Genomic DNA, 22,942 nt, shown 5'->3' with positions numbered 1-22,942 from the left:
TGTCATATATCAAGTTGCGTGCCAGCTTTTTAACTTATTGAAAATAATGAATTTATATTTTGATGCTCCCAAATAGGTAGTCATTTTGACTATCTTAAAAATTGTCAATATGACACTATGTATTGTCAAAATGACAGTGAGGCAGAGATGAGCTTTTCCGTAGATGTGCTGGCGAAGATCGCCATAGAACTGCAAACCGGTATTGGTCATCAGGACCGCTTTCAGCGGCTGATCTCCACGTTGCGTCACGTGCTGGATTGCGATGCCTCGGCGCTGCTGCGTTACGAAGGGCGGCAGTTTATTCCGCTGGCTATCGACGGTCTGGCGAAGGACGTACTCGGGCGGCGCTTTACCCTGGAGGGCCACCCGCGTCTGGAAACCATCGCCCGTGCGGGTGACGTGGTGCGTTTCCCGGCGGACAGCGATCTGCCCGACCCTTACGACGGCCTGATCCCCGGGCAGGAGAGCCTGAAGGTGCACGCCTGTATCGGCCTGCCGCTGTTTGCCGGGCAGAACCTGATTGGTGCGTTAACCCTCGACGGCATGTCGCCGGATCAGTTCGATACCTTCAGCGACGAAGAGCTACGGCTGATTGCTGCGCTGGCGGCCGGGGCGCTGAACAACGCCCTGCTGATAGAACAGCTGGAGAGCCAGAATATTCTTCCGGGTAGCCCGACGGCGTTTGAGCAGGTGGCGCACACCGAAATGATCGGCCTTTCGCCAGGCATGGCGCAGCTCAAAAAAGAGATTGAGATTGTCGCCGCGTCTGATTTGAACGTGCTGATCTTCGGGGAGACCGGCACCGGTAAAGAGCTGGTGGCGAAAGCGATCCACGAAGCCTCGCCCCGTGCGGTGAATCCGCTGGTCTATCTCAACTGCGCGGCGCTGCCGGAAAGCGTGGCGGAAAGTGAGCTGTTCGGACACGTCAAAGGGGCCTTTACCGGGGCGATCAGCAACCGCAGCGGCAAGTTCGAAATGGCCGATAACGGCACGCTGTTCCTCGATGAAATTGGCGAACTCTCCCTTTCGCTCCAGGCCAAACTGCTGCGGGTGTTGCAGTATGGCGATATTCAACGCGTGGGAGACGATCGCAGCTTACGCGTGGATGTGCGCGTGCTGGCGGCGACGAACCGCGATCTGCGCGAAGAGGTGCTGGCGGGGAATTTCCGCGCCGATCTGTTCCACCGTCTGAGCGTGTTCCCGCTCACGGTGCCGCCGCTGCGCGAGCGGGGCGAGGATGTGGTGCTGCTGGCGGGCTTTTTCTGCGAACAGTGTCGGCTCAAAATGGGGCTTTCCCGCGTGGTGCTAAGCCCCGGTGCGAGGACGCACCTGCTGAGCTACGGCTGGCCGGGTAACGTGCGTGAACTGGAACATGCGATTCACCGCGCGGTGGTGCTGGCGCGGGCTACGCGTTCGGGGGATGAAGTGGTAATTCATGCGCGCCATTTCGCGCTGCATGAGGAAACGACGCCGTCCGTGAAGCCGGTGATACCTGAGAGCGTGAACGAAAACCTGCGCGAGGCGACGAATGCGTTCCAGCGTCAGATGATCGCCCGCGCGCTGGAGCAGAATAACCGCAGCTGGGCGGCGTGCGCGCGGGCGCTGGAGATGGACGTCGCCAACCTCCACAGGCTGGCGAAACGTCTGGGGCTGAAGGGTTAAATAATCCCCGCCTGGTAGAAGTCTTGCAGGTTGATCGCGCCGCACAGCCTGCCGTGCTCGTCCACCACCGGCGCGGCGGTGATTTTGCGCTTCATCAGCACCTCTTTGGCTTCAATGGCGCGGCTGTCGGCATTCAGCGTCAGTCCGCCCTGGGTCATTGCTTCGGATACCCGCGCCTCCAGCTTGCCGCCGCCCACCAGCCAGCGGCGCAGGTCGCCGTCGGTGAAGACGCCCTTCACCTGGCGGTCATTGTCGCATACCGCAACCAGCCCCAGCCCGGTGCGGCTCAGCTCCAGCATGGCGTCCATCACGCTGGTGTCGAGTTTGACCTGAGGAATGGCATCGTCGGTGCGCATCAGGTGGTGAACCTTGTTGAGCAGACGTGCCCCAAGCGCGCCCGCAGGATGGGAGCGGGCGAAATCTTCCTCATTAAAACCGCGCGCCTGCATCACCGCCATTGCCAGCGCGTCGCCCATCATCAGGGTGTTGACGGTGCTGGAGGTCGGTGCCAGGTGCATCGGACAGGCTTCGCGCTCAACGGAAATATCCAGCGTTGCTTTCGCGGCCAGCGCCAGCGGCGATCGGGATTTGCCGGTCATCGCTAACAGGGCCACCGATTTTTCTTGCAGGCGAGGGATGATGAGATCCAGCTCTTTGGCTGAACCGGAGTAGGAGATAAACAGCATCACGTCGCGGCTTTCGATCATCCCCAGATCGCCGTGCAGCGCTTCGGCAGGATGCACAAAGAACGCCGGGGTGCCGGTGCTGGCAAGCGTCGCGGCAATCTTCTTGCCGATATGACCGGATTTACCGATACCCGCCACGATCACTTTACCCTCGCAGTGGATAATGGTGTTGGCTGCACGAACAAAATCCTCACCCAGACGCTCCGGCAGGCGGCTGGCTTCCTGTAGCTCCAGCAGCAGGGTCTGACGGCCTGCGTTTAACAGAAAATCACTCATTTTTCTCTCCGGTTACGATCACGTCGATGCCCTTCGCTTCCAGCGCTTTTTTAAATGCCGGATCGATACCTGCGTCGGTAATCAGCTTATCGACGCTTTCAAGGCTACAGACAATGTTGGGGCTTTTACGGCCAAACTTCGACGAGTCCGCCATCAAAATCACTTCCCGTGCGGCGTTGCACATCGCTTTGCTGACGCTGAACACCTCGTTGAAGGTAGTCACGCCCGCGTTGAGGTCGATGCCGTCGGTGCCCATAAACAGCTTATCGAAGCTGAAGTGGTCGAAGGCATTCTCCGCCAGCTGCCCGTGAAACGACGCCGATTTTTTACGGAAGGTGCCACCGGGCATCAGGATGGTCTGCTCGCTGTCGAACTCTGACAGGGCATTGACGATGTGCAGGCTGTTGGTCATCACGGTGATGTTATTAAAGCGGCTGAGCAGCGGGATCATCTGTAGGACAGTACTGCCTGCGTCGAGGATAATGGAATCGCCGTCATGGATAAATTTGACGGCGGCTTCGGCAATCAGCGCTTTCTGGTGAGTATTGATCAGCGTTTTGTGGTCGATAGGCGGGTCGGCTTCGTCTTTATTGAGCACCACGCCGCCGTAGGTACGAATGACGGCGCCGGAGTTTTCGAGCAACACCAGGTCCTTGCGTATTGTCGTGCCGGTGGTGTCAAAGTAGTGGGCCAGATCCTCTACCGAGCACTTTCCCTGCTTTTGCAGATGCTCAAGTATGGCCGCCTGCCGCTGACGTGGTTTCATAGGCGCTTCGTTCCTTACGTTGCGAAATGATAATTCCGCAAGTTTATAACTTTCACAACGAAATTATCCATGTTTCAGATTAAGCGCTAATGATAGTGCATTCTGACAGAGTGAATCATGGGGGAAGATCACATCAGGTTGTAATTCATGCAGCGAAATGCCGTTGATCGCCTGAATTTTGGTCGGACGGGCAAACACCGTTACGCCGCGCATGATGAGGGAATCGCTCACCCGGTTGTGTTCATCCAGCGCAACGGCAACCACCACGCGCGGCTTAAAGCGCCCCCCGGAACGCCCGACGCCGACGCGTCCCTTCTGACACAACGCATCAAAGGCGCGGTTAAACTGGTAGATCTGCCAGCCGCCAAACGCCATCTGGCAGATCCAGGCGAGGGCGGCGACGGTGATGAGTGCGGTTACCATATCGGCTCCTTGTTATATTCCCTCTCCCGGTGGGAGAGGGGGAGGGTGAGGGCATCACCCTGCTCGATCAGAACATCACCTGCCCACCGGTGACGTTAATCGACTGTCCGGTGCAGTACGAGGCTTTCGGGCTGGCGTAAAACAGCAGCATGTTCAGCACGTCCTGATAGTCGCACCCGCGCTTGAGCGGCACTTTGTCGATGTAGTACTGCTCCACTTCTTCAGCTTTGATGCCAAGTTTGGCGGCGTACTGCGGCAGCAGGGACTGGAACATCGGGGATTTCAGCAGGTTACCCAGCATCAGCGCGTGAACGGTAATGCCGTATTCGGCCAGATCCAGCGCCAGAGACTGCGTCAGCCCGACGCCGCCAAACTTCGCCGCGCTGTAGCCGGAGTTGTGCTTGCTGCCCACTTTCCCCGATTTTGAGTTGATCTGAATGATGCGACCCTGAATACCGTCGCGGATCATCAGACGGGAAAATTCGCGGGCGCAGAGGAAATAGCCCACCAGATTCACCTGCAACGAGCGGTCAAAATCCCCCAGCTCGAAATCGCTGATAAACGCCGCTTTCGCAATCCCCGCGCTGTAGACCAGCAGGTCGATATGCCCAAATATCTCGTCCACGCCGCGGGCCAGCGCCATCACGCTCTGCTCGCTGGTGGCGTCCGCACCAAATCCGTACGCCATCCCTTCGCCAAACTCGGTGTTGATGGCGTCCGCTACGCGGGCGGCTTTCTCACTCTGAATATCCACGACCGCCACGCGGTAGCCCTCTGCGGCAAGCCCATGGCAGAGGAACTCGCCTAAGGTTTGTCCCCCACCAATGACAACGGCAACCTGACTCATGTGTCTCTCCTTTATTACGAAATAAATTTTAACGTGCAGCCTGGGGTCACAGCCTGCGGAACCGGGCCCACTACGTGAACCGTACCGGGATATTCCGCCTGCGGCTGGCCGTCGAAACGTAGGGTGATATGCCCCAGCTCGCGCAAGTTTTGCTCGGCGACGTCGCCGACGGCGGTCACGGCATAGCGCGCCTCGCCCAGCTGTAGCTGGCTCCCTGCCTTTAGCTCGCCGTTCAGCTCGCCGTGGCAGTGGATAAAGCAAAACTCCTCGATATCTGCCGGGGCGCCTTCGCGGAAGGTGATCAGCATCTGGTCGCTCAGCGCATCCGCCGCGCTCTGGCCGATGCGGGTAATGGTGGTCTGGTAAATCACAGTCATGGCAGGCACCTCTTATTGATAAATAAAGCCGGAAACAAACCAGGCAATCAGCACCGTCGGCGCGCCCGTCAGGAAGCGGCTGACCAGCACGGACGGCACGCCCACGCGCACGGTCTCCTGGCGTGCTTCCGCCAGCGACAGCCCCACGGGGATAAAGTCGCACGCTGCCTGGGCGTTAATGGCAAACAGGGCGGGCAGGGCGAGGTGCGGAGGAATATTCCCCAGACCAATCTGCACGCCAATCAGCACGCCGATAACCTGAGCAATCACCGCGCCCGGGCCGAGGAACGGCGACAGCAGCGGGAAGGAGCAGATCAGCGCCAGCGTCACCAGGCCGAGCGGGTGGCTGGCAAGCGGGGCGAGGCCGTGGGCAATCCAGTCGCCCAGGCCTGAGGCCATGATGATGCCGATCAGCGCCGAGACGAATGCCATAAACGGCAGAATGGTCTTCAGCACCGTGTCGATGGTGTCGCGCCCCGACTGGAACAGCACCGCCACGGCGGACCCCATCCCCATCCCGACCTTCGCCAGCAGGCCATCGCTCTGCTCGGTGATTTTTTTGCTGGTGTCGTACTCGCGCGGGGCCGCTTTTTGCGGCGCAGATGTGCCATTCACCAGCGTGATGTTGTCTTCCTTCACGCCTGACACATAAATATCTTCAACGATGTACTGCGCCAGCGGGCCGGATTTCCCGGTGGAGTGAATATTTACCGTCGGAATGCGGCGCTTCGGATAGATGCCGCAGCGCAGCGTGCCGCCGCAGTCGATCACCGCCACGCCGATTTCCGCTTCCGGCGGTTCGCCTTCCTTGAAGCCGTCGACCGCTTCCCAGCCGGTCAGATCGCGCAACTTGTCGACGATCGCCGGGCGCGTGCCCGCGGTGATGTACACAATCTTTTTGCCTTCGGTGGCGTCGAACTCCAGCGGGCCGCCCCAGCCGCCCGTGCCTTTCTCAATGCGGATCCGGTTCATGCTGTGGCTCCTGAAAGATGGACTTTCTGTTCAAGCTGGATGCCCATTTTTTTCTCAAAAATGGCGGTGGTGAGATCTGTCACCCAGCCGCGGAAGAAGTTGGTGACCAGACCGACCAGCAGGTAGCTCACCGCCAGCGGGCCGAGCGGCAGGCCAAGCGTGGTAAGGCCGCTGGCGATCCCGAGATAGACAAACAGTTCGCCGGGGTTGATGTGCGGGAACAGGCCGTTCATGGAGTGGCAGCTGTAGGAGGCGGCGGCGTAATAGCTCGGCTTGTACTTCTCTGGCATAAAGCGGCCGAGGCTTAAGGTCATCGGGTTGCAGAACACAAAGGTGCCGATGAAGGGCAGTATCAGGTAGCGGGACAGCGGGTTTCCGGCGCAGCGCTGGGCGAAGCGCTCAATGCGCTGCTGGCCGATAAAGTTAATCAGCGCGTTCATGATCACCAGCAGGCTGATCAGCAGGGGCAGGATCCCGGTCACCATGCCAGTGAACACTTCTCCGCCTTTCTGAAACAGCCCGATGAACCACTCGGCGCCATGGGTGATGGTTTCTATCATTCTTCTCTCCTGTAGGGCGTTTGTTTTTGTCTATCTGCGGCTAATAATAATCACTTTGAAAGGTTTTAAAGTGTTAGTTAGATCTCACAATGAAAGAAAAATATATTATTTTGAAAGTTTATTGGTGAGGTGAATAATTTTTGGTGGAAAAAGGCACGGATTTGCGTTGGGGAGGTGCGTACCGCTTCCTTGAGGAGTTGGGGATGCTTTACCATACTGGGTTCTTACCGAACTCGTTAAATGGATGCCACATGTTCAAGCGTCGTTATGCAGCGCTGTTGCCTGCGCTTATTCTCCTGTCCGCCTGTAGTAGCAAACCCAAGACCGAAGCCGTTCAGCCAACGGCGGGCGCGCCTTCCGGAGGATTCCTGCTGGAGCCGCAGCACAATATGATGCAGATGGGCGGCGACTTCGCGAATAACCCTGCGGCCGAACAGTTCATCGATAAAATGGTGAGCAAGCACGGTTTTGATCGCCAGCAGCTTCATGCCATTTTGTCTCAGGCGAAGCGTCTGGACTACGTGCTGCGCCTGATGGACAGGCAGGCGCCGACGGCCCAGGTGCCGACCGGGCCAAACGGGGCGTGGCTGCGTTATCGCAAACAGTTTATTACCCCGGACAACGTGCAAAATGGCGTGGTGTTCTGGAATCAGTATGAAGACGCCCTGAACCGCGCGTGGCAGGTCTATGGCGTGCCGCCGGAGATCATCGTCGGTATTATTGGGGTTGAGACCCGCTGGGGACGCATTATGGGTAAAACCCGCATCCTCGATGCGCTGGCGACGCTCTCCTTCAACTACCCGCGTCGCGCGGAGTATTTCTCTTCCGAGCTGGAAACCTTCCTGCTGATGGCGCGAGACGAACAGGACGATCCGTTAGATCTGAAAGGGTCGTTCGCCGGTGCGATGGGCTACGGCCAGTTTATGCCGTCCTCCTATAAGCAGTACGCGGTAGATTTTAACGGGGATGGTCACATCAACCTGTGGGATCCCGAAGACGCTATTGGCAGCGTGGCCAACTACTTCAAAGCGCATGGCTGGACGCCGGGCGGCCAGGTGGCGGTACAGGCGAACGGCGAAGCGTTTGGTCTGGAAAACGGATTTAAAACCAAATACAGCGTGGCGCAGCTGGCTGCGGCAGGCTTAACGCCGTCTCAGCCGCTGGGCAATGTTGACCAGGTGAGCCTGCTGCGCCTGGATGTCGGAACCGGTTATCAGTACTGGTTCGGGCTGCCGAACTTCTACACCATTACCCGCTACAACCACAGCACGCACTATGCGATGGCGGTGTGGCAGCTGGGGCTGGCGGTGTCTCAGGCGCGTGTGCCAGCAGCGTCACCGTTTAGCCAGTAAGTCCCCTTATGCCTCCCTCTCCCTGTGGGAGAGGGCTGGGGTGAGGGCACCCGCCCGCACCTGTTTCCCGCAGAAACATTTCGCCACACTCCCATTTTAATCCCGCCGTTTACATCTCAATCGCCTTTCATTATTGTTATGTTATAACATTATTGAATTGAGATATCCATGTCCCTGTTTTCTCTCTCATCCTCGCTTCGGCTGCTGCTGGCGCTGGTGCTCATTCTGTTTCTCGGCCTGGCCGTGCGCTGGGCGGTGGCGTTGCCATGATCGTGATGAACGACCTGGTGGCGGGTTACGATCGCCAGCCCGTTACGCGCGCGCTGTCCGGCGTGATTGAACGCGGGAGCATGACCGCCATCGTCGGGGCCAACGGCTGCGGCAAATCCACGCTGCTGAAAACGCTCGCCGGCTTTCTTCCGCCCGTCAGCGGTACGTTTCGCTGGCAGGGGAGACGTCCGGTGGTGGGCTGGCTGGCGCAGCGTCACGCGCTGGAGGCGCAATTTCCTCTGACCGTGCAGGACGTGGTGAGCATGGGCTGCTGGCCAGCAATCTCTCTGTTTGCCGGTTTTCGTCGGGATGCCCGCATGCGCATTGCAGGCGCGCTGGAGCGCGTGGGGCTGGAGTCCATGGCGTTCTCCACTATTGATGAACTTTCCGGCGGGCAATTCCAGCGCATGCTGTTTGCCCGCGTTTTAGTGCAGCAGGCACCGCTGGTGATGCTGGACGAACCCTTCACTGGCGTCGATGAAGCGACCTGCAACGTGCTGATGGATCTGATGCTGGAGATGTATATGCAGGGGCAGACCCTGCTGGCGGTACTGCACGACAGCGAACGCGTCTCGCGCCACTTCCCACAAACGTTGCGGCTGGACGCTGATACGCCGCACTGGAAAACCGAGCGGGTGAGGGTGGCATGATCTGGCATCTCTTCTTCCAGCCGTTTATTGAGTACGGCTTTATGCGGCGCGCGCTGGTGGTTTGCCTGGCGCTCTCCGTCAGCACCACTGCGCTGGGTGTATTCCTTCAGCTGCGTCGGATGAGCCTGATGGGGGACGCCCTTTCTCACGCCATTTTGCCGGGTGTCGCGGTGGGCTATCTGCTCAGCGGAATGTCGCTGCTGGCAATGACTGTCGGCGGGTTTATTGACGGTATCGCCGTTGCGCTGGTGGCCGGGCTGGTCAGCCGCCGTACACCTCTTAAAGAGGATGCCAGCTTCGCGGGGTTTTACCTGGGTTCCCTGGCGCTGGGCGTCACGCTGGTGTCGCTGCGCGGTTCAAATGTCGATCTGCTTCATCTTCTGTTTGGCTCCATTCTCGCCGTGGATAGCGCGTCAGCCCTGTTCGTGACGGGGGTCTGCATGTTCACGCTCCTCACGCTGGCGATTTTTTATCGTGGGCTGGTCAGTGAAGCGTTCGATACTGCGTGGTTGCAGGTGAACGCGCGCTGGCTGCCCGGGATGTTACACGGTCTGTTTCTGGCGCTGCTGGTGCTCAACCTGGTGGCCGGTTTTCAGGTACTCGGCACGTTGATGGCCGTCGGGCTGATGATGTTACCCGCCGTGGCGGCACGCTGCTGGGTGCGCACACTGCCAGGGTTACTTTTGATGGCGGGTATCAGCGGTATTTTTTGCGCGTGGCTGGGCTTAAGTCTTTCCTGGGCAGTGAGTCTGCCCGCCGGGCCCTCCATTGTGCTGACCGCCAGCGCATTGTTCTTTATTTCAGTTTTATTTGGCACGCGCAGCAGGCTGGCGGATAGCCTGCGGGCGCTTTTTTAACGCAAGGGGAAACGATGAAACGTACAGGGTTAGCCGTGGCGCTCGCGCTCGGCATGATGACGCACGGCGTAATGGCGAAAACGCTTAATGTGGTGACCAGCTTTTCCATCCTGGGAGACATCACGCAGCAGGTTGGCGGCGATCGTGTGAAGGTGACGACGCTGGTGGGGCCGGACGGTGATCCCCATACTTTCGAACCCTCGCCCAAAGACAGCGCGGCGCTGAGTAAAGCTGACGTGGTGGTGGTCAATGGGCTGGGGCTGGAGGGTTGGCTCGACCGTCTGGTAAAAGCTTCTGGATTCAAAGGCCAGCTGGTGGTTGCCTCGGACGGCGTGAAAACGCACACGCTGGAAGAGGACGGTAAAACCGTGACCGATCCGCACGCGTGGAACAGCGCGGCGAACGGCGCGCTGTATGCGCAAAATATTCTCTCAGGGCTGGTGAAGGCCGATCCTGAAGATACGGCGGCGCTTGAAGCTACCGGTAAACCCTATATTGCGCAGCTCTCTCAGCTGGACGGTTGGGCTAAAAAGCGTTTCAGCGACATCCCACAGGCGAAGCGCAAAGTGCTGACCAGCCACGACGCCTTCGGCTATTTCAGCCGCGCCTACGGCGTGACGTTTATGGCGCCGCAGGGGCTGTCGTCTGAGAGTGAAGCCAGCGCGGCGCAGGTAGCGGAGATCATCAACCAGATTAAAGCTGACGGCGTGAAAACCTGGTTCATGGAAAACCAGCTTGACCCGCGTCTGGTGAAGCAGATTGCGACCGCCACGGGCGCCCAGCCGGGCGGTGAACTTTACCCGGAAGCGCTGTCCGCGAAGGGCGGCGTGGCGGACACCTACGTCAAGGCGTTTCGCCACAATGTGGACACCCTCGCTAACAGCATGAAATAAGCGTCTCTCTGGCCGGTGCGCCCGCATCGGCTTTTTTCTGAAGCCCCCTCGTAAAACCCGACGCGCATCCCCATATTTGATGAGAAAGTGCTATCTTGTGCTGCATGTTTTTCTAAGGCCTGGAGCGAGAATGACTGACCATGAATTGATGCAGCTAAGCGAAGTGGTGGGGCTGGCGCTGAAACAGCGCGGCGCGACTCTCACGACCGCAGAATCCTGCACCGGCGGCTGGGTGGCGAAAGCAATTACCGATATTGCTGGCAGTTCCGCCTGGTTTGAACGCGGCTTTGTGACCTACAGTAACGAGGCTAAAGCGCAGATGATTGGCGTGCGTGAAGCTACGCTTGAGCAGCATGGCGCGGTCAGCGAACCGGTGGTGATCGAGATGGCGATTGGCGCGCTGAAAGAGGCGCGCGCAGATTACGCTATCTCCATCAGCGGTATCGCGGGGCCGGACGGCGGCAGCGACGTGAAGCCTGTCGGCACCGTCTGGTTTGGCTTTGCCACCTCAAAAGGTGAAGGGATCACCCGCCGGGAATGCTTCAGCGGCGATCGCGAAAGCGTGCGTCGTCAGGCAACGGAATACGCGTTAAAAACGCTCTGGCAACAATTTCTACAAAACACTTGATACTGTATGACTATACAGTATAATTGCCTCAACAGAACAGAAGTCCATGGTGAAGCGCAGTTGCTTCTCCCGGCATGACAGGAGTAATAATGGCTATCGACGAAAACAAACAGAAAGCGTTGGCGGCAGCACTGGGCCAGATCGAAAAGCAATTCGGTAAAGGCTCCATCATGCGCCTGGGTGAAGACCGTTCCATGGATGTGGAAACTATCTCCACTGGTTCGCTTTCTCTTGATATCGCACTGGGCGCTGGCGGTTTGCCGATGGGCCGTATCGTAGAAATCTACGGTCCGGAATCCTCGGGTAAAACCACCCTGACGTTGCAGGTTGTTGCGGCGGCACAGCGCGAAGGTAAAACCTGTGCGTTTATCGATGCCGAGCACGCGCTGGACCCGGTCTATGCCCGTAAACTGGGCGTTGATATCGACAACCTGCTGTGCTCCCAGCCGGACACCGGCGAGCAGGCACTGGAAATTTGTGACGCGCTGGCGCGCTCAGGTGCGGTTGATGTGATCATCGTCGACTCCGTTGCGGCGCTGACGCCAAAAGCGGAAATTGAAGGTGAAATCGGTGACTCTCACATGGGCCTCGCGGCACGTATGATGAGCCAGGCGATGCGTAAGCTGGCGGGTAACCTGAAGCAGTCCAATACGCTGTTGATCTTCATCAACCAGATCCGTATGAAAATTGGTGTAATGTTCGGTAACCCGGAAACTACCACCGGCGGTAACGCTCTGAAATTCTACGCTTCTGTCCGTCTGGATATCCGCCGTATCGGCGCGGTGAAAGAGGGGGATAACGTAGTCGGTAGCGAAACCCGCGTGAAGGTTGTGAAGAACAAAATCGCAGCACCGTTCAAACAGGCTGAGTTCCAGATCCTCTACGGCGAAGGTATCAACTTCCTCGGCGAGCTGGTTGACCTGGGCGTGAAAGAGAAGCTGATTGAAAAAGCGGGCGCATGGTACAGCTACAACGGTGACAAGATTGGTCAGGGTAAAGCGAATGCTATCTCCTGGCTGAAAGAGAACCCGGCGGCGGCGAAAGAGATTGAGAAGAAGGTGCGTGAACTCCTGCTGAACAACCAGGACTCTAAACCTGATTTCGTGGTCGACGGCGCGGATGCTGAAGAAACCAACGAAGACTTTTAATCCTCTCGGATAAAAATGAAGGGCTGCTGATGCGGCCCTTTTTGCATTTCTGAATCGACAGGTTTTTTATGAGTGAACCGACATCACGCCGACCAGCCTACTCACGCTTGCTGGATCGGGCCGTGCGTATTCTTGCCGTGCGTGACCATAGCGAACAGGAGCTGCGGCGGAAACTGTCAGCGCCCGTCATGAGCAAAAACGGTCCGGAAGACATTGATGCCACCGCGGAAGATTATGACCGCGTGGTTGCCTGGTGCTACGAGCATCACTATCTGGATGACGGCCGTTTTGCCGCTCGCTTTCTTGCCAGCCGTGGTCGTAAAGGCTATGGGCCAGCGCGTATCCGCCAGGAGCTGAACCAGAAAGGCGTTGCCCGTGAATCGATTGAAAAAGCCATGCGCGAAAGTGAAATTGACTGGTGCGAACTGGCGCGTGAGCAGGCGGTACGAAAGTACGGTGAGCCGCTGCCGCGTGAATTTTCAGAAAAAGTTAAAATCCAGCGCTTTTTGCTCTACCGCGGCTTCCTGATGGAAGATATTCAGGATATCTGGCGTAATTTTACCGATTGAACGCATGCGGGATTTTACTTCCCACTAAAGAAAACTTATCTTATTCCCACTTTTTCCAGTAGCTGGTCCGTCCAACTGTTTACAGATACAGATCTGCTGCGACATTTCGTTAGCTTGATTTCAGGATAATTATGAGCAAGAGCACCGCTGAGATCCGTCAGGCGTTTCTCGATTTTTTCCATAGTAAGGGACACCAGGTTGTTGCCAGCAGCTCCCTGGTACCGAACAATGACCCGACTCTGCTGTTTACCAACGCCGGGATGAACCAGTTCAAGGATGTGTTCCTTGGTCTCGACAAGCGTAATTATTCCCGCGCCACAACCTCACAGCGTTGCGTGCGTGCGGGCGGTAAACACAACGATCTGGAAAACGTCGGTTACACCGCGCGCCACCACACCTTCTTCGAAATGCTGGGTAACTTCAGCTTCGGCGACTACTTCAAACACGACGCTATTCAATACGCGTGGGAACTGCTGACCGGTGAAAACTGGTTCAATCTGCCGAAAGAGCGTCTGTGGGTGACCGTGTATGAGACCGATGACGAAGCGTTCGACATCTGGGAAAAAGAAGTGGGTATCCCTCGCGAACGTATCATCCGTATCGGTGACAACAAAGGCGCGCCTTACGCGTCTGATAACTTCTGGCAGATGGGCGACACCGGCCCTTGCGGTCCGTGCACCGAGATCTTCTACGATCATGGCGACCACATCTGGGGCGGCCCTCCGGGAAGCGCGGAAGAAGATGGCGATCGCTATATTGAGATCTGGAACATCGTCTTCATGCAGTTCAACCGTCAGGCCGACGGCACCATGGAGCCGCTGCCAAAACCGTCCGTAGATACCGGTATGGGCCTTGAGCGTATCGCGGCCGTTCTGCAACACGTTAACTCCAACTATGAGATTGACCTGTTCAGCACCCTGATCAAAGCCGTTGCTGAGGTAACGGGCGCAACCGATCTGAGCAACAAATCACTGCGCGTTATCGCAGACCATATTCGTTCCTGTGCGTTCCTGATTGCTGACGGCGTTATCCCGTCAAATGAAAACCGTGGCTATGTGCTGCGTCGTATCATTCGTCGTGCGATCCGCCATGGCAACATGCTGGGCGCGAAGGACACCTTCTTCTATAAACTCGTTGGGCCACTGATTGGCGTGATGGGCTCTGCCGGCGACGAGCTGAAACGCCAGCAGGCGCAGGTTGAACAGGTTCTGAAAACCGAAGAAGAGCAGTTTGCCCGTACGCTGGAGCGCGGTCTGGCGCTGCTGGACGACGAGCTGGCGAAACTCAAGGGCGACACGCTGGATGGCGAAACCGCTTTCCGCCTGTACGACACCTACGGCTTCCCGGTTGACCTGACGGCGGACGTTTGCCGCGAGCGCAACATCAAAGTTGACGAAGCAGGCTTTGAAGCCGCAATGGAAGAGCAGCGTCGTCGTGCGCGTGAATCCAGCGGTTTTGGCGCAGACTACAACGCGATGATCCGCGTTGATAGCGCGTCTGAATTTAAAGGCTACGAAGAGCTGGCCCTGACCAGCAACGTAACCGCGCTGTTTGTTGACGGTAAAGCCGTAGACAGCATTAGCGCGGGTCAGGACGCGGTTGTTATCCTGGATAAAACGCCGTTCTATGCGGAATCGGGCGGTCAGGTTGGCGATAAAGGCGAACTGAAAGGCAATGGCTTCAGCTTCAGCGTAAGCGATACCCAGAAATACGGTCAGGCGATTGGTCACCAGGGCAAACTGGTTTCCGGTTCTCTGAAAGTGGGCGAGGGCGTTCAGGCCAACGTTGACGAAGCTCGCCGCGCGCGCATTCGTCTGAACCACTCGGCAACCCACCTGATGCACGCAGCCCTGCGCGAAGTGCTGGGTACGCACGTTGCACAGAAAGGTTCTCTGGTTAATGACAAAGTGCTGCGTTTCGACTTCTCACATTTTGAAGCGATGAAGCCATCTGAAATTCGTGCGGTGGAAGACCTGGTGAATGCCCAGATCCGCCGTAACCTGCCAATCGAAACCCACATCATGGATCTCGAGGCAGCGAAGAAGAAAGGTGCGATGGCGCTGTTTGGCGAGAAATATGACGACCGCGTTCGCGTGCTGAGCATGGGCGACTTCTCTACCGAACTGTGTGGCGGTACTCACGCATCCCGCACCGGTGACATCGGCTTGTTCCGCATCGTTTCCGAGTCGGGGACGGCGGCAGGCGTGCGTCGTATTGAGGCGGTGACCGGGGAAGGCGCAATTGCCAGCCTGCATGCGCAGAGCGACCAGCTACACGAGATCGCGCAGCTGCTGAAAGGCGATAGCCAGAACCTGGGCGAAAAAGTGCGTGTCGCGCTGGATCGTACCCGTCAGCTGGAAAAAGAACTCCAGCAGCTGAAAGAACAGGCTGCGGCGCAGGAGAGCGCAAACCTCTCCAGCAAAGCGGTAGACATTAAGGGCGTCAAACTGCTGGTCAGCGATCTGGCGGGCGTTGAGCCTAAGATGCTGCGTACCATGGTCGACGATCTGAAGAACCAGCTTGGTTCGACGGTTATCGTGCTGGCAACGGTCGCAGAGGGTAAGGTTTCTCTGATTGCGGGCGTCTCTAAGGATGTGACGGATCGTGTCAAAGCAGGGGAACTGATTGGCATGGTCGCCCAGCAGGTGGGTGGCAAAGGTGGCGGTCGTCCGGACATGGCGCAAGCCGGTGGTACGGATGCGGCGGCACTTCCCGCGGCATTAGCCAGCGTTGAAAGCTGGGTAAGCGCGAAACTGTAATAACTACAAAGCACAAGCAGACGCCATAGCGGTAACGTTATGGCGTCTTGCTCACTGCGCTATCGATAACGATAAAGTCAGGTTGAGTTTGTGTATATCGGCTAAACTTACGTTTAACAGAATGTGATGCCGTGACTGCTTACACTTTACGTGTTTGTCATCGCTTACTTTTTGGCGTTATATGATGGATAATGCCGGGATACAAGAGACCCGACTCTTTTAATCTTTCAAGGAGCAAAGAATGCTGATTCTGACTCGTCGAGTTGGTGAGACCCTCATGATTGGGGATGAGGTCACCGTGACAGTTTTAGGGGTAAAGGGTAACCAGGTACGTATTGGTGTTAACGCTCCTAAAGAAGTATCTGTCCACCGTGAAGAGATCTACCAGCGTATCCAGGCTGAAAAATCCCAGCAGTCCAGTTACTGATATTGTCGCGTCTCGCTGTCGGGCGAGACGCAACCCTCCTGTTATTTTTCCTGCATAAAGTTACCGTTCTATTTCAAACGCTTCGTTTTTGACCACTCTCATAACCTTATCTCATCTAAATGACGCGCTTCTCTCAACAGAATTCTGTGAAGATGTCTGCAAAATCCGCTTATAAAACACTCTCTTTGCGGCTTTTACATGCGAATTGCGTGCGAATTGTGCAAACGAAAAAAGCATGTGGAAAATTGTTTGACTTATAAGTCCCAGAAAGTAATATATGCGCCACGCAGCGACGAGAAGCTCTTAACGAGTTGCTCGAAGCACTCGAAAGAGGCGTTGTGTGGTGAGGTGGCCGAGAGGCTGAAGGCGCTCCCCTGCTAAGGGAGTATGCGGTCAAAAGCTGCATCCGGGGTTCGAATCCCCGCCTCACCGCCATTTTGCATCCGTAGCTCAGCTGGATAGAGTACTCGGCTACGAACCGAGCGGTCGGAGGTTCGAATCCTCCCGGATGCACCATCTATTACTTCATATTGCTTTCGAAGTGATATGAATATCGAGCAGTACAGTAGTAAATCCCGATGCATCCGTAGCTCAGCTGGATAGAGTACTCGGCTACGAACCGAGCGGTCGGAGGTTCGAATCCTCCCGGATGCACCATTTACTATTTCTGAAAGCAGTTCCCTGATGCATCCGTAGCTCAGCTGGATAGAGTACTCGGCTACGAACCGAGCGGTCGGAGGTTCGAATCCTCCCGGATGCACCATTTACTGTTTCTAAAAGCATTTCCCCGATGCATCCGTAGCTCAGCTGGATAGAGTACTCGGCTACGAACCGAGCGGTCGGAGGTTCGAATCCTCCCGGATGCACCATCTCTTCTTGTGATCCCCTTCGATGTTTAGTTCTTAATCACTCTCATTGTTATCACTTCGCAATCAGCGACAAAAATCCCCTTTTACGATAAAGTAATGCTTTGTTAATCGTTTAGCGAGAGCACGATGTACGCACAGTATGACGGTTTGATCTTCGACATGGACGGCACCCTCCTGGATACCGAACCCACGCATCGTCAGGCCTGGACCGAAGTCCTGGGCCGTTACGGTATGCGTTTCGATTTACAGGCGATGATTGCTCTCAACGGATCGCCCACCTGGCGTATCGCACAGGCCGTGATTGAGCTGAATCAGGCCGATCTCGACCCTCACCAGCTCGCGCGTGAAAAAACCGACGCGGTAAAAGCCATACTGTTAGACACCGTGCAGCCTTTACCACTCATTGACGTCGTCAAGGAGTGGCACGGCCGTCGTCCTATGTCTGTCGGTACGGGCAGCGAGAGCGCGATTGCTGAAGCGCTACTCAATCACCTTGGCCTGCGCCACTATTTTTCTGCCGTCGTTGCCGCCGATCATGTTAAACATCACAAACCCGCACCGGATACCTTCCTGCTCTGTGCAGAATTAATGGGTGTTCCACCTGCAAAATGCGTGGTGTTCGAAGATGCTGATTTTGGCATTCAGGCCGCGCGTGATGCCGGAATGGCGGCGGTGGACGTTCGCTTACTGTGAGTGACGCGCTGTCACTCGCTTCATTATTCGCCAGCAGTTTTTTAAGCTCCACCCTCTTACCGGGGAATTCGGAAGTGGTGCTGGTGGCGATGCTGTTGTCCGGCGTAAGTCAGCCTTGGTTGCTGGTCTTAATAGCAACAATGGGTAATAGCCTTGGAGGGCTGACTAACGTTATTCTTGGACGTTTCTTTCCGCTACGCGAAAAATCTCGCTGGCAGGAAAAGGCAGTGGGCTGGCTAAAACGCTATGGCGCTGCCACGCTGTTATTAAGCTGGATGCCTGTAATAGGCGATTTACTGTGTCTGCTGGCGGGATGGATGCGCATCTCCTGGGGACCGGTGCTCTTTTTTTTGTGCCTTGGCAAGGCGTTACGCTATGTTTTACTGGCATGGGTAACACTACAGGGTATGACGTGGTGGCACTAATTGGTGGAATGAATTCGCGACCTTCAATCGTCAACCATTACAATTATGCTGAGTGACAATTTTTTGACAGGCGGGAGGTCAAATTGATCCCGGACGTATCACAGGCGCTGGCCTGGCTGGAAAATCACCCTCAGGCACTGAAGGGGATTCAGCGTGGGCTTGAGCGCGAAACGCTGCGCGTAAATGCGGATGGTAGCTTAGCGACTACGGGACACCCGAAGGCGTTAGGCTCGGCGCTGACACATAAATGGATCACAACCGATTTCGCCGAAGCGCTGCTGGAGTTCATCACGCCAGTAGACGGTGATATTGATCATATGCTGACGATCATGCGCGACGTGCATCGCTTCACCGCCCGCAACCTCGGCGACGAGCGTATGTGGCCGCTCAGCATGCCGTGCTATATCGAGCAGGGGCAGGATATCGAGCTGGCGCAGTACGGCACCTCGAATATTGGTCGGCTGAAAACGCTGTATCGCGAAGGACTGAAAAACCGCTACGGCGCATTGATGCAGACGATCTCTGGCGTGCACTACAACTTTTCTCTGCCGATGGCGTTCTGGCAGGCGAAGTGCGGTGAAACGGATAAAGAAGCGATCTCCGCGGGCTACTTCCGCCTGATCCGCAACTACTACCGTTTTGGCTGGGTTATTCCGTATCTGTTCGGCGCGTCCCCGGCTATCTGTTCATCGTTCCTGCAAGGGAAACCGACCACGCTACCGTTCGAGAAGACCGAATGTGGCATGTATTACCTGCCATACGCGACCTCCCTGCGCCTGAGCGACCTTGGCTATACCAATAAATCGCAAAGCAATCTCGGAATTACGTTTAACGATCTGCACGAATATGTGGCAGGCTTGAAGCGGGCGATAAAAACCCCGTCGGAAGAGTACGAAAAAATCGGCCTCGAAAAAGACGGCAAACGCCTGCAAATTAACACCAACGTGTTGCAGATTGAAAATGAACTGTATGCGCCGATTCGTCCGAAGCGCGTGACGCGCAGCGGTGAAACGCCGTCGGATGCGCTACAGCGCGGCGGGATCGAATACATTGAAGTGCGCTCGCTGGATATCAACCCGTTCTCACCGATTGGCGTTGACGAGCAGCAGGTTCGTTTCCTTGACCTGTTTATGGTCTGGTGCGTACTGGCGGATGCGCCGGAAATGAGTTCCGACGAACTGCTGTGTACCCGTGCCAACTGGAATCGCGTGATTCTGGAAGGGCGCAAGCCGGGCCTGACGTTAGGTATTGGCTGTGAAACGGCTCAATTCCCAATGTCTAAGGTAGGGAAGGATCTGTTCCATGACCTGAAGCGCGTAGCCCAGACGCTGGATAGCGTGTACGGCGGCGAAGCTTACCAGAAGGTCTGCGACGAACTGGTTGAAAGCTTTGATAACCCGGAACGGACATTCTCAGCACGTATTCTGCGTTCTATGATTGAGCAGGGAATTGGTGGCACAGGGCGTTCACTCTCAGCGGAGTACCGTGAGATGCTGATGCAGGAGCCGTTAGAGATCCTGAGCGAAGCGGATTTTGTGGCAGAGCGCGATGCGTCCGTTGTGCGTCAGAAAGAGGTCGAAGCGGCAGATACTGAGTCGTTTGAGGCGTTTTTGGCGAAGCAGGCCTGAACCAAAAGAAAAAGGCCACATCGCTGTGGCCAAAATATACATCTCTGAATTCAGGGATGATGATAACAAATGCGCGTCTTTCATATACTCAGATGCGCATTCTGTAGAAGAGTTCAGTTTATTTTAAAAAAAATCACTATCGGAGGTGACGTATGCCGTTATTAGATAGCTTTACTGTCGACCATACCCGTATGGAAGCACCAGCAGTCCGCGTGGCGAAGACCATGAACACGCCGCACGGCGACACGATCACCGTTTTCGACCTGCGCTTCTGCGTGCCGAATAAAGAAGTGATGCCAGAGAAAGGCATTCACACGCTGGAACACCTGTTCGCCGGATTCATGCGCGACCACCTGAACGGCAACGGCGTGGAGATCATCGATATCTCTCCGATGGGCTGCCGCACCGGTTTCTACATGAGCCTGATTGGTCAGCCTGAAGAAAAACGCGTCGCGGATGCGTGGAAAGCGGCGATGGAAGACGTGCTGAAGGTGAAAGAGCAGAACCAGATCCCTGAGCTGAACGTTTACCAGTGCGGCACTTACCAGATGCACTCTCTGGAAGAAGCTCAGGAGATTGCCCGTCATATCATCGAACGTGATGTTCGTGTAAACAGCAACGACGAGCTGGCCCTGCCAAAAGAAAAACTTCAGGAACTGCACATTTAGTATCGTGCCTGTGGATGCCCGGTGGCGCTTCGCTGACCGGGCCTACAATCCTGATGACGACAACCACCACCTTCTCCTTTACCCATCGCCCGCTTGTGCCGTTTTCGCATGATTATGCTCATGGCGACAGCGAGCCGTGGCATCAGCACGACTGCGCGCAGCTCCTGCACAGCCTCACCGGCGTCGTGCGGGTGGATACCGCATCCGGCTGCTGGGTGGTGCCGCCCGGTCGCGGCGTCTGGCTACCTGCGGGTACGCAGCACGCCCTGCGCATCACCGGCAACGTTGCCGCCCGCACGCTGTTTATCGACCCGCTGGCGCGCGCCGATCTCCCGGCGACCTGCCAGATCGTGCAGATCTCGCCCCTGCTGCGCGAGCTGATCCTGACCTCCCTTACGCTTCCTGAATCTTACGCACCCGGAAGCCGCGATGAACGTGTTTATGAGCTGATCCTCGATGAAATTCGTCTCATGCCGGTGCTGCCGTTTCACCTGCCCGAGCCGGAAAGCGAAGCGCTGCGCCATCTCTGCCAGCAGATTCGAATGGCCCCGGGAGAAAGCTGGAGCAGCGCCCAGGCCGCAGGTATTGTGGGGATGAGCGAACGCACGCTGAACCGTCATTTTCAGCAGCAGACAGGCCTGAGCTACGGCGAGTGGGTGAGAAGGGCGCGACTGCTGGAAGCCTTAGTGCGGCTGGCGCAGGGCCAGCCGGTATTACGCGTGGCGCTGGATCTGGGGTATGGCAGCCACAGCGCCTTTACGGCAATGTTTCGCCGGGTAATGGGTCTCTCACCCAGCGATTACTTCAGGAACGACTGACCGCGTTAAAAAGCGCCTGAATCGACGCGCGTGCCACGTCGCTGTCGATGCCCACGCCCCAGCGGCTGGTCCCATCCTGGAACAGGCAGCGGATATAGGCCACCGAGCGGCTGTCGCTGCGTTCGCCTAACGTATGTTCGTGATAATCCTTGATCACAAACGACGCGTTGATCCAGCGGCTTAAGCCGTGAGCGGCGGCGGAGAGCAAACCGTTTCCCTGGCCTTCCAGCTGGCGGGTGCCCCCATGCGTGGCGACGCTTGCCGTCAGCCGCAGCTGGCCGTCCTGCTGGCTGTCGCTGCGGTACGATTGCAGCGCTAATGGCGGGCTCGCCACCAGGCCGTAACGGGCGCGGAACAGCTGCCAGAGCGCATTCTGCGTCATCTCTTTTCCATGGTTATCCGTTTCCTGCTGCACGTGCTGGCTAAAATCGTGTTGCAGGGCGCGAGGCAATTTCAGGCCGTGGTTTTGCTCAATAAGCCAGGCGCTTCCGCTTTTTCCTGACTGGCTGTTCACGCGGATCACCGCTTCATAGGTACAGCCAATATCCTGCGGGTCGACGGGCAGATAGGGCATCTCCCAACGTTCGCCAGGCTTACGGGCATCGAAACCTTTCTTGATGGCATCCTGGTGCGAGCCGGAGAAGGCGGTGTAAGCCAGACGACCCGCCCACGGATGGCGCGGATGGACGGGCAGCTGGTTGCAGGTTTCTACCGTTTCAACCACCCGATTCATATCGCTGAAATCCAGATTCGGGCTAATGCCCTGGCTGTAGAGGTTCATCGCCAGCGTCACCAGACAGACGTTGCCCGTGCGCTCACCGTTGCCAAACAGGCAGCCCTCCACGCGGTCAGCCCCGGCCATGACGGCCAGCTCCGCGCTGGCGACGCCCGTTCCGCGATCGTTATGCGGATGTACGCTGATACAGACATCACTGCGGCGGCTGAAGTGGCGGCAGAAATACTCGATCTGGTCGGCATAGACGTTCGGCGTGCTCACTTCGACGGTAGCGGGCAGGTTGACGATCATCGGACGCGCCGCGCACGGCTGCCAGATCTCCGCCACGGCTTCACAAATCTCCAGCGCAAACTCCGGTTCGGTAAAGCAGAAGGTTTCCGGGGAGTATTCGTACTGCCAGCGGGTGTCAGGGTTCTCTTCACACAGCTGACGAATCAGGCGCGTCGCGCGCGTCGCCAGCTCGACGATTTGCGCTTTCTCCATGCCGAATACCAGACGGCGGAACAGCGGGGCGGTAGCGTTATACAGGTGAACGGTGGCCTGCTTCGCGCCGCGCAGGGAGTCGAAAGTGCGATGGATAAGATCGTCCCGCGCCTGCGTTAACACCTGAATGGTGACGTCATCCGGGATGCGATTCTCCTCAATCAGCTGACGTACAAAATTAAAGTCCGTCTGCGAGGCGGACGGGAAGGCGACTTCTATTTCTTTAAACCCGCAGGTCAGCAGCAGATCCCAGAATTGCAGCTTGCGCGCGCTGTCCATCGGCTCGGCCAGCGCCTGGTTACCGTCGCGTAAGTCGGTCGAGAGCCAACGCGGGGCGCAGGTGATAATCTGCTCCGGCCAGCGGCGGTCGGGCAACGAAAGGGTGGGGTAAGGCTGGTATTTGTCGGCGGGTGTGTTCAGCATGGTGCGCTCCTGTTGTCTTTTCACTATCGTGAATCGATTTCAGGCGCGCTGCTTTATCGGAACTGACAATCGCTGTC

General features: G+C 56.9%; 23 protein-coding genes and 5 tRNA genes. 20 read left to right on the top strand and 8 right to left on the bottom strand.

The window, feature by feature from the left end:
• Positions 1-147 precede the first annotated feature (147 nt).
• A complete protein-coding gene (gene norR / locus RY075_RS17920) occupies positions 148-1,662 on the top strand; it encodes a nitric oxide reductase transcriptional regulator NorR (protein ID WP_022651733.1) in 1,515 nt (504 codons plus the stop codon).
• On the opposite strand, the gene gutQ is transcribed toward norR, so the two are convergent.
• The 7 genes from gutQ to srlA all read right to left on the bottom strand — a co-directional run bounded on the left by gutQ (position 1,659) and on the right by srlA (position 6,569).
• Positions 1,659-2,624, bottom strand: a complete 966-nt coding sequence (gene gutQ / locus RY075_RS17915; RefSeq protein ID WP_015571677.1) for an arabinose-5-phosphate isomerase GutQ — start codon at positions 2,622-2,624, stop codon at positions 1,659-1,661. The two genes, norR and gutQ, sit on opposite strands and share 4 nt — an antisense overlap.
• Positions 2,617-3,390 (bottom strand): DNA-binding transcriptional repressor, encoded by a 774-nt coding sequence (locus RY075_RS17910; protein WP_022651731.1) that lies wholly within the window; start codon positions 3,388-3,390, stop codon positions 2,617-2,619. Before RY075_RS17910 ends, gutQ begins: the two co-directional genes overlap by 8 nt.
• A 63-nt stretch (positions 3,391-3,453) precedes the next feature.
• Positions 3,454-3,813: a transcriptional regulator GutM gene (gutM, locus tag RY075_RS17905; RefSeq protein ID WP_023323656.1), complete on the bottom strand. Its 360-nt coding sequence runs from the start codon at positions 3,811-3,813 to the stop codon at positions 3,454-3,456.
• Positions 3,814-3,880: 67 nt separating this feature from the next.
• On the bottom strand, positions 3,881-4,660 hold the full coding sequence (gene srlD / locus RY075_RS17900; RefSeq protein ID WP_032610012.1) for a sorbitol-6-phosphate dehydrogenase: 780 nt from the start codon (positions 4,658-4,660) through the stop codon (positions 3,881-3,883).
• A 14-nt stretch (positions 4,661-4,674) separates the two neighbouring features.
• A complete protein-coding gene (gene srlB, locus RY075_RS17895) occupies positions 4,675-5,037 on the bottom strand; it encodes a PTS glucitol/sorbitol transporter subunit IIA (RefSeq protein WP_022651730.1) in 363 nt (120 codons plus the stop codon).
• 12 nt (positions 5,038-5,049) lie between these two features.
• Positions 5,050-6,009, bottom strand: a complete 960-nt coding sequence (locus RY075_RS17890; protein WP_045331261.1) for a PTS glucitol/sorbitol transporter subunit IIB — start codon at positions 6,007-6,009, stop codon at positions 5,050-5,052.
• A complete protein-coding gene (srlA, locus tag RY075_RS17885) occupies positions 6,006-6,569 on the bottom strand; it encodes a PTS glucitol/sorbitol transporter subunit IIC (RefSeq protein WP_003862164.1) in 564 nt (187 codons plus the stop codon). The genes RY075_RS17890 and srlA overlap by 4 nt, the downstream gene beginning before the upstream one ends.
• 251 nt (positions 6,570-6,820) lie before the next feature.
• On the opposite strand from srlA, the gene mltB reads away from it, so the two are divergent.
• From mltB to RY075_RS17790, 19 genes are all read left to right on the top strand, one after another.
• Positions 6,821-7,921 carry a lytic murein transglycosylase B gene (mltB, locus tag RY075_RS17880; RefSeq protein WP_057979986.1) on the top strand — a complete coding sequence of 367 codons (1,101 nt, stop codon included), beginning with the start codon at positions 6,821-6,823 and terminating at the stop codon, positions 7,919-7,921.
• Positions 7,922-8,187: 266 nt separating this feature from the next.
• Positions 8,188-8,841 (top strand): ATP-binding cassette domain-containing protein, encoded by a 654-nt coding sequence (locus RY075_RS17875; protein ID WP_022651726.1) that lies wholly within the window; start codon positions 8,188-8,190, stop codon positions 8,839-8,841.
• Positions 8,838-9,698 carry a metal ABC transporter permease gene (locus tag RY075_RS17870; RefSeq protein ID WP_338627875.1) on the top strand — a complete coding sequence of 287 codons (861 nt, stop codon included), beginning with the start codon at positions 8,838-8,840 and terminating at the stop codon, positions 9,696-9,698. Before RY075_RS17875 ends, RY075_RS17870 begins: the two co-directional genes overlap by 4 nt.
• Positions 9,699-9,712: 14 nt before the next feature.
• Entirely contained in the window at positions 9,713-10,591 is an 879-nt protein-coding gene (locus RY075_RS17865) for a metal ABC transporter substrate-binding protein (protein ID WP_022649141.1), read from the top strand.
• A gap of 130 nt (positions 10,592-10,721) precedes the next feature.
• Entirely contained in the window at positions 10,722-11,219 is a 498-nt protein-coding gene (gene pncC / locus RY075_RS17860) for a nicotinamide-nucleotide amidase (RefSeq protein ID WP_003862172.1), read from the top strand.
• A gap of 89 nt (positions 11,220-11,308) precedes the next feature.
• The gene (gene recA, locus RY075_RS17855; RefSeq protein ID WP_015571667.1) at positions 11,309-12,367 is read left to right on the top strand and encodes a recombinase RecA; all 1,059 of its coding nucleotides are present in this window, start codon (positions 11,309-11,311) and stop codon (positions 12,365-12,367) included.
• A 68-nt stretch (positions 12,368-12,435) separates the two neighbouring features.
• Positions 12,436-12,936, top strand: a complete 501-nt coding sequence (gene recX / locus RY075_RS17850) for a recombination regulator RecX (protein ID WP_017382782.1) — start codon at positions 12,436-12,438, stop codon at positions 12,934-12,936.
• A 131-nt stretch (positions 12,937-13,067) separates the two neighbouring features.
• The gene (alaS, locus tag RY075_RS17845) at positions 13,068-15,695 is read left to right on the top strand and encodes an alanine--tRNA ligase (protein WP_022651724.1); all 2,628 of its coding nucleotides are present in this window, start codon (positions 13,068-13,070) and stop codon (positions 15,693-15,695) included.
• Between the two features lie 241 nt (positions 15,696-15,936).
• A complete protein-coding gene (csrA, locus tag RY075_RS17840) occupies positions 15,937-16,122 on the top strand; it encodes a carbon storage regulator CsrA (RefSeq protein ID WP_000906486.1) in 186 nt (61 codons plus the stop codon).
• A gap of 342 nt (positions 16,123-16,464) precedes the next feature.
• Positions 16,465-16,557 (top strand) — tRNA-Ser (locus RY075_RS17835).
• Positions 16,558-16,561: 4 nt separating this feature from the next.
• A tRNA-Arg gene (locus tag RY075_RS17830) sits at positions 16,562-16,638 on the top strand.
• 64 nt (positions 16,639-16,702) lie between these two features.
• Positions 16,703-16,779 (top strand) — tRNA-Arg (locus RY075_RS17825).
• A 29-nt stretch (positions 16,780-16,808) separates the two neighbouring features.
• Positions 16,809-16,885 (top strand) — tRNA-Arg (locus RY075_RS17820).
• 29 nt (positions 16,886-16,914) lie between these two features.
• A tRNA-Arg gene (locus tag RY075_RS17815) sits at positions 16,915-16,991 on the top strand.
• Positions 16,992-17,117: 126 nt separating this feature from the next.
• On the top strand, positions 17,118-17,684 hold the full coding sequence (gene yqaB, locus RY075_RS17810; RefSeq protein ID WP_015571665.1) for a fructose-1-phosphate/6-phosphogluconate phosphatase: 567 nt from the start codon (positions 17,118-17,120) through the stop codon (positions 17,682-17,684).
• Positions 17,681-18,109 carry a YqaA family protein gene (locus RY075_RS17805; protein WP_017692791.1) on the top strand — a complete coding sequence of 143 codons (429 nt, stop codon included), beginning with the start codon at positions 17,681-17,683 and terminating at the stop codon, positions 18,107-18,109. The genes yqaB and RY075_RS17805 overlap by 4 nt, the downstream gene beginning before the upstream one ends.
• Positions 18,110-18,192: 83 nt before the next feature.
• Entirely contained in the window at positions 18,193-19,737 is a 1,545-nt protein-coding gene (gshA, locus tag RY075_RS17800) for a glutamate--cysteine ligase (protein ID WP_338627873.1), read from the top strand.
• Between the two features lie 152 nt (positions 19,738-19,889).
• Positions 19,890-20,405, top strand: coding sequence for an S-ribosylhomocysteine lyase (gene luxS, locus RY075_RS17795; RefSeq protein ID WP_003862180.1), 516 nt, complete (start codon positions 19,890-19,892; stop codon positions 20,403-20,405).
• Between the two features lie 53 nt (positions 20,406-20,458).
• Complete coding sequence (locus tag RY075_RS17790) at positions 20,459-21,223, top strand: helix-turn-helix transcriptional regulator (protein WP_003862181.1); 765 nt, start codon at positions 20,459-20,461, stop codon at positions 21,221-21,223.
• On the opposite strand, the gene leuA is transcribed toward RY075_RS17790, so the two are convergent.
• Positions 21,210-22,865 (bottom strand): 2-isopropylmalate synthase, encoded by a 1,656-nt coding sequence (leuA, locus tag RY075_RS17785; protein WP_003862182.1) that lies wholly within the window; start codon positions 22,863-22,865, stop codon positions 21,210-21,212. The genes RY075_RS17790 and leuA overlap by 14 nt on opposite strands.
• Positions 22,866-22,942: the final 77 nt, after the last annotated feature.

It is taken from the genome of Enterobacter sp. JJBC, assembly GCF_036936505.1.
In the GTDB taxonomy this organism is placed as follows: domain Bacteria; phylum Pseudomonadota; class Gammaproteobacteria; order Enterobacterales; family Enterobacteriaceae; genus Enterobacter; species Enterobacter hormaechei_C.
This window is presented reverse-complemented; position numbering and strand designations above follow the sequence as displayed.

Coding starts and splice junctions, on each gene's coding strand:
- norR (WP_022651733.1), top strand. CDS start 148: ATGAGCTTTTCCGTAGATGTGCTGGCGAAGATCGCCATAGAACTGCAA.
- gutQ (WP_015571677.1), bottom strand. CDS start 2,624: ATGAGTGATTTTCTGTTAAACGCAGGCCGTCAGACCCTGCTGCTGGAG.
- RY075_RS17910 (WP_022651731.1), bottom strand. CDS start 3,390: ATGAAACCACGTCAGCGGCAGGCGGCCATACTTGAGCATCTGCAAAAG.
- gutM (WP_023323656.1), bottom strand. CDS start 3,813: ATGGTAACCGCACTCATCACCGTCGCCGCCCTCGCCTGGATCTGCCAG.
- srlD (WP_032610012.1), bottom strand. CDS start 4,660: ATGAGTCAGGTTGCCGTTGTCATTGGTGGGGGACAAACCTTAGGCGAG.
- srlB (WP_022651730.1), bottom strand. CDS start 5,037: ATGACTGTGATTTACCAGACCACCATTACCCGCATCGGCCAGAGCGCG.
- RY075_RS17890 (WP_045331261.1), bottom strand. CDS start 6,009: ATGAACCGGATCCGCATTGAGAAAGGCACGGGCGGCTGGGGCGGCCCG.
- srlA (WP_003862164.1), bottom strand. CDS start 6,569: ATGATAGAAACCATCACCCATGGCGCCGAGTGGTTCATCGGGCTGTTT.
- mltB (WP_057979986.1), top strand. CDS start 6,821: ATGTTCAAGCGTCGTTATGCAGCGCTGTTGCCTGCGCTTATTCTCCTG.
- RY075_RS17875 (WP_022651726.1), top strand. CDS start 8,188: ATGATCGTGATGAACGACCTGGTGGCGGGTTACGATCGCCAGCCCGTT.
- RY075_RS17870 (WP_338627875.1), top strand. CDS start 8,838: ATGATCTGGCATCTCTTCTTCCAGCCGTTTATTGAGTACGGCTTTATG.
- RY075_RS17865 (WP_022649141.1), top strand. CDS start 9,713: ATGAAACGTACAGGGTTAGCCGTGGCGCTCGCGCTCGGCATGATGACG.
- pncC (WP_003862172.1), top strand. CDS start 10,722: ATGACTGACCATGAATTGATGCAGCTAAGCGAAGTGGTGGGGCTGGCG.
- recA (WP_015571667.1), top strand. CDS start 11,309: ATGGCTATCGACGAAAACAAACAGAAAGCGTTGGCGGCAGCACTGGGC.
- recX (WP_017382782.1), top strand. CDS start 12,436: ATGAGTGAACCGACATCACGCCGACCAGCCTACTCACGCTTGCTGGAT.
- alaS (WP_022651724.1), top strand. CDS start 13,068: ATGAGCAAGAGCACCGCTGAGATCCGTCAGGCGTTTCTCGATTTTTTC.
- csrA (WP_000906486.1), top strand. CDS start 15,937: ATGCTGATTCTGACTCGTCGAGTTGGTGAGACCCTCATGATTGGGGAT.
- yqaB (WP_015571665.1), top strand. CDS start 17,118: ATGTACGCACAGTATGACGGTTTGATCTTCGACATGGACGGCACCCTC.
- luxS (WP_003862180.1), top strand. CDS start 19,890: ATGCCGTTATTAGATAGCTTTACTGTCGACCATACCCGTATGGAAGCA.
- RY075_RS17790 (WP_003862181.1), top strand. CDS start 20,459: ATGACGACAACCACCACCTTCTCCTTTACCCATCGCCCGCTTGTGCCG.
- leuA (WP_003862182.1), bottom strand. CDS start 22,865: ATGCTGAACACACCCGCCGACAAATACCAGCCTTACCCCACCCTTTCG.